Origin of the sequence: Streptomyces niveiscabiei, assembly GCF_001419795.1 — a bacterium.
Taxonomy (GTDB): Bacteria; Actinomycetota; Actinomycetes; order Streptomycetales; family Streptomycetaceae; genus Streptomyces; species Streptomyces niveiscabiei.
Window position 1 is genome coordinate 1 of the sequence record NZ_LIRL01000418.1, and the last position, 4,433, is coordinate 4,433.

Annotated in this window: 4 protein-coding genes; all 4 read right to left on the reverse strand. The window is 72.7% G+C overall.

Annotation, left to right across the window (positions count from 1 at the left end):
• Positions 1 to 670 (reverse strand): ABC transporter ATP-binding protein (locus tag AOK24_RS20555; RefSeq protein ID WP_240554025.1); only part of this gene is annotated, 670 nt, incomplete at its 3' end.
• Positions 671 to 673: 3 nt separating this feature from the next.
• Positions 674 to 1,570: an ABC transporter permease gene (locus tag AOK24_RS20560; RefSeq protein WP_055721528.1), complete on the reverse strand. Its 897-nt coding sequence runs from the start codon at positions 1,568 to 1,570 to the stop codon at positions 674 to 676.
• A gap of 3 nt (positions 1,571 to 1,573) precedes the next feature.
• Positions 1,574 to 2,503, reverse strand: a complete 930-nt coding sequence (locus AOK24_RS20565; RefSeq protein WP_055721529.1) for an ABC transporter permease — start codon at positions 2,501 to 2,503, stop codon at positions 1,574 to 1,576.
• Positions 2,504 to 2,506: 3 nt separating this feature from the next.
• On the reverse strand, positions 2,507 to 4,081 hold the full coding sequence (locus tag AOK24_RS20570) for an ABC transporter substrate-binding protein (protein ID WP_055721530.1): 1,575 nt from the start codon (positions 4,079 to 4,081) through the stop codon (positions 2,507 to 2,509).
• Positions 4,082 to 4,433: the final 352 nt, after the last annotated feature.

The following is a 4,433-nucleotide window of genomic DNA, read 5'->3' on the forward strand; positions in this document are numbered from 1 at the left end:
CCAGATCGTGCGTGATCATCAGCATCCCCACCCCGGTCCGTTCCTGAAGGTCCATCAGCAGATCGAGGACACCCGCCTGCACGGTCGCGTCGAGCGCGGACGTCGGCTCGTCGGCGACCAGCAACCGCGGCTCGGCGGCCAGCGCGATAGCGATGAGGATGCGCTGGAGCATGCCCCCGGAGAACTGGTGGGGATACGCCGTCCACCGGGACTGAGGCGAGGTGATCCGCACCTGTGCCAGCAACTCCGTACCCCGCTCCCGGACTTCGCCCCGAGACAGCCCGGGATGCCGCAGCCGCAGCGCGTCCCCGAGCTGGCGCCCGATCGTGTGGACGGGACTGAGCGCAGTCATCGGGTCCTGCGGGATCAGGGACACGGCATGCCCGCGCACCCGCCGCGCAGCCGAGGGATCGGCGACGACGTCCTCGCCGACGACCCGCGCGCTCCCGGACAGCACCGCGAGCCCTTCGGGAAGCAGCCGCAGCACGCCCATCGCGGTGGTGGACTTCCCGGACCCGGACTCCCCGATGAGGGTGACGGTCTCCCCACGCCCGACACGGAAACTGACGCCGTCGACGGCCCGCACGATCCCGCGCTGAGTGACCAGCTCGATCTGAAGGTCCTCGACGTCCAGCAGGGCGACGTCCGGCAGAACTCCTCGTGACGACACGGCTCAGACCCCCTTCTTCGTCCGCACCCGGTCCCGCAGCCCGTCCCCGAGCAGATTCACCCCGACCACGAGCAGCGCGATCACGATCCCCGGCAGCGTGACGAGCCACCACGACGTCGTGATGTAGTCCTGCCCGTCGGCGATGATCCGCCCCCACGTCGCGAACGGCCGCTGCGGCCCCGCCCCGAGGAAACTCAGCGCGCTCTCCAGCAGCACGGCCTGCGCGAGCAGCAGCAGGACGACGAGGCTCGCGGGCCGCACGATGTTCGGTACGACGTGCCGCGCCAGCACGGACCAGCCGCGCAGCCCGAGCAGCCGCGCGGCGGCGACGTACGGCTTCTCCCGCTCGACGAGCACCAGCGACCGCGTCAGCCGGGCCACCTCCGGCCACTGCGCGACGGCGATGACGCAGGTGATGACGGTGACGGAGGGCCCGAACAGGGCGACCACGAGCAGCAGCATCATCAGCAGGGGCAACGCGAGCTGGGCCTCGAGGAACCGGCTGACGACCGTGTCGATCCAGCCCCCGAAGTACCCGGCCGCAGACCCCGCCACGATCCCGATGAGCCCCGATACGAGCACCGCCAGGATGCCCACGGACAGCGACACCTGGCCGCCGTGCAGGAGCCGCGACAGCAGATCCCGCCCGAGCTGGTCGGTCCCGAACAGGTGCCCGTCGCTGAACGGGGCGAGCCGGCGCCGGGACAGGTCCTGCGCGTCGGGATCCGGCAGCGGCAGCACCCCCGCCAGCGCCACCGGCACGGCGACCAGCGCGGTGCACACGCCGCCCGCCCACAGCTTGATCCGGGCGCCGCGCCGCTGCCGCGTGGCGGTGGCGCGCGCGATGTGCCGGCCGGTCACGGCGCTCGGCCGCTGGGGACCGGCCACGGTGGTGGTCATGGCTCAGGCCGCCTTTCCGAGTCGTACCCGCGGGTCCAGCAGCGGGTAGGCGAGGTCGACGAGGAGTTGCACGAGGATCGCCAGGGTCGCCGTGACCAGCACGGTCGCCTGGATCAGCGGATAGTCGCGGGTCTCCAGCGCCCGCACGACGAGCGAGCCGACGCCCGGCCAGCCGAAGACGACCTCGACGACCACGACCCCGTTCAGCAGCGCCGCGAAGCGCGTACCGACCGCGGTGACCAGCGGCACCGCCGAGTTCGCGAGCGCGTACCGCCAGGTCAGCGCCCGCTCGGAGACCCCGCGCGAGCGCGCCACGGTGATGTACGGCGACGCCAGCGCCGTCGTCATCTCGCGCCGCACCAGCCGGGAGACGAGGGCGAGTTGGAGGACGGCGACGGTCACCGTCGGCAGGATCAGCCCGCTCCACGAGGTGAACCCGGACGCGGGCAGCACCGGCAGGACGACCGCGAACACCGTCAGCAGCATCACCCCGGTCCAGAAGTCCGGCATCGACTGCCCGGCGATCGTCAGCACGTTCGCGCCCAACTCCCGCGTGGTGTCGGCGCGTCGAGCCATCCACACCCCGAGCGGTACGGCGACGGCGACGGTCACGGCGATCGCCGCGACCGACAGGGTGATCGTGTACGGCATCCGGTCCAGGACCACGTCCAGCGCGGACGAGTGGAAGGAGTAGCTGGTGCCGAGGTCCCCGGTCAGCAGGTCGCGCAGGAAGATCCCGTACTGCGCGAACAGCGGCCGGTCCAGGCCGAACTGCTCGCGGACCCGGGCGAGATCGGCGCTGGTCGCGGTCGGCCCGGCGTACGCGGCGGCCGGATCGCCGGGCGCGAGCCGCACCAGCACGAACACCGTGGACACCGTCAGGAAGACGGTCAGCAGACTCTGGCCCAGGCGGCGCAGGAGATACGTCGGCACGGCTCAGCCCTCCAGCCGTACGGCGGTCAGGTCGTAGGAGTTGACGGGCAGCAGCCCCACGCCCTCGACGCGGGAGCGGCGGGCCAGCAGCGTCTTCGGCACGAACGCCCACAGGCTCGGCCAGGTCTCCCACACGGCGTGCTGCGCCGCGGCCAGGCCCCGGTCCCGTACGGCGGCGTCGGTCTCCCCGGCGGCGGCCGAGATCCGCCGGGCCACCGACGGCTGGACGTACCCCATGAACGCGTCCCCCGTCCGCTCGTCGGCGGCCGTCCCCGCGTACATCGCCTGGAGCATGGTGACGGCCTGACCCGTGGGACCGGGGAACCCGTTGCCGATGACGTCCCAGTCACCGCCCTTGCCCTGCCGCCACTTGAGGATGTCGCCGCCCGGCTCGAACTGGAGCAGCGAGGCCCGCACCCCCACGTCCTTCAGCATCTCGGCGACCGCCTCCATCACGGAGGTGTCCGCCGCGAACTCCCCGGACTCCCACATGATCCTGACCCGCAGCCCCTCGGCCCCCAGCGACGTCAGCAACTGCCGTGCGCGGGCCGGGTCGTGGACGTACGTCCCGGTGCGCACGGCACCCTGCAACGACAGCGGTACGACCCCCTCGGCCTGCTCCGCCGAGCCGGTCAGCACGTCCCGCACGAGGGACGCGCCGTCGATCGCGTACGACAGGGCCTGCCGCACGCGCGCGTCGGACAGCGGATGGGCCTTCGGCTTGCGGAAGTTGTAGAAGAGCTGGCAGATCCGGACCCCGGACGCCTCCTCCAACCGCACCCCCGGCAACCCCGTCAACTGCGCCGCGGAATCAGGGGTGATGGTGTCGATGACGTCCAGCTCCCCGCTGCGCAGGGCGACGACCCGGCTCGACTCCTCCGGTACGAAGCGCACGCGGACGCGCTCGACGGGGGGCCGCGCACCCCAGTAGGAGGGGACGCGCTCCAGCGTGTACTCGCCGGTCCCGGTGTTTGCGTCGGTCACCCGGTAGGGGCCGGTGCCGACGCCGGAGCGCAGTTCCTCGGGGCGGTTGTCGGCGGCCGGGGTGATGAGGATGTTCGCCATCAGCCGGTCCAGGACGGGCACCGGGTTCTTCGTGTGGAGGCGGAGGGTGTGCTCACCGGTCGCCTCGACGCCCGGGAGTTCGGGGAAGAGGCCGAGGACGAAGGAGCCCGCGACCTCGCCGTACATGCGGACCGTCGTCGCCACGTCCCGCGCGGTCACCGGGCGGCCGTCGGAGTAGCGCACTCCCTCGCGCAGGCGCACGCTCCAGGTGGTCGGCGCGGTCATCTCGAACCGGTCGGCGAGCACGAGCCTCGGCTCCATGCCGGGGCCGATCGCGGTGAGCGCCTGGCGTACGGCCCGCTGCACGGTCACGGCCGCGTCGAACTGGTTGAGCTTGTTGTCCAGGCTGACCAGCGAGCGGTTCAGGCCCAGCGTGAGCGTGCCGGGCCCGGGCGCGCCGGTCGGACCGGCGCAGGCGGCCAGCGGGGCGAGAGCGAGACCGGCGCCGCCCGCCGCGCCGGCGCGCAGCAGGGTGCGACGGCCGAGCGTCTCACTCGATGGGGTTCGGGTCATCGTCGACCTCTCGGGGAATTCGGTGCGGCGACCGGCTCAGGGCGGCGTCCGGTGGCCTCGCGGGACGCCGTCGCTTTCTGTCGCGGCCTGAACCGTTCCACGCTTGCGCGGATCGCGCAAGAGGTCTCGCGCAGATCGCGCAAGCTGTGTCATCATCGAGCGCCGAGGCCGACCCGTGAGCCCCGGAGACCTGAGGAGGCGGACATGGCATCGCCGCTGCGCGGTACGCCCGGTGCGGCGCCGCACCGACTGCTCGCCCTCGCCGACGACCTGTCCGGCGCGGCCGAGACCGCCGTCGCGCTCGGACTGCCGGCCCGGATCGTGCTCGGGCCCGCGCCGGACAGGTCGTCGG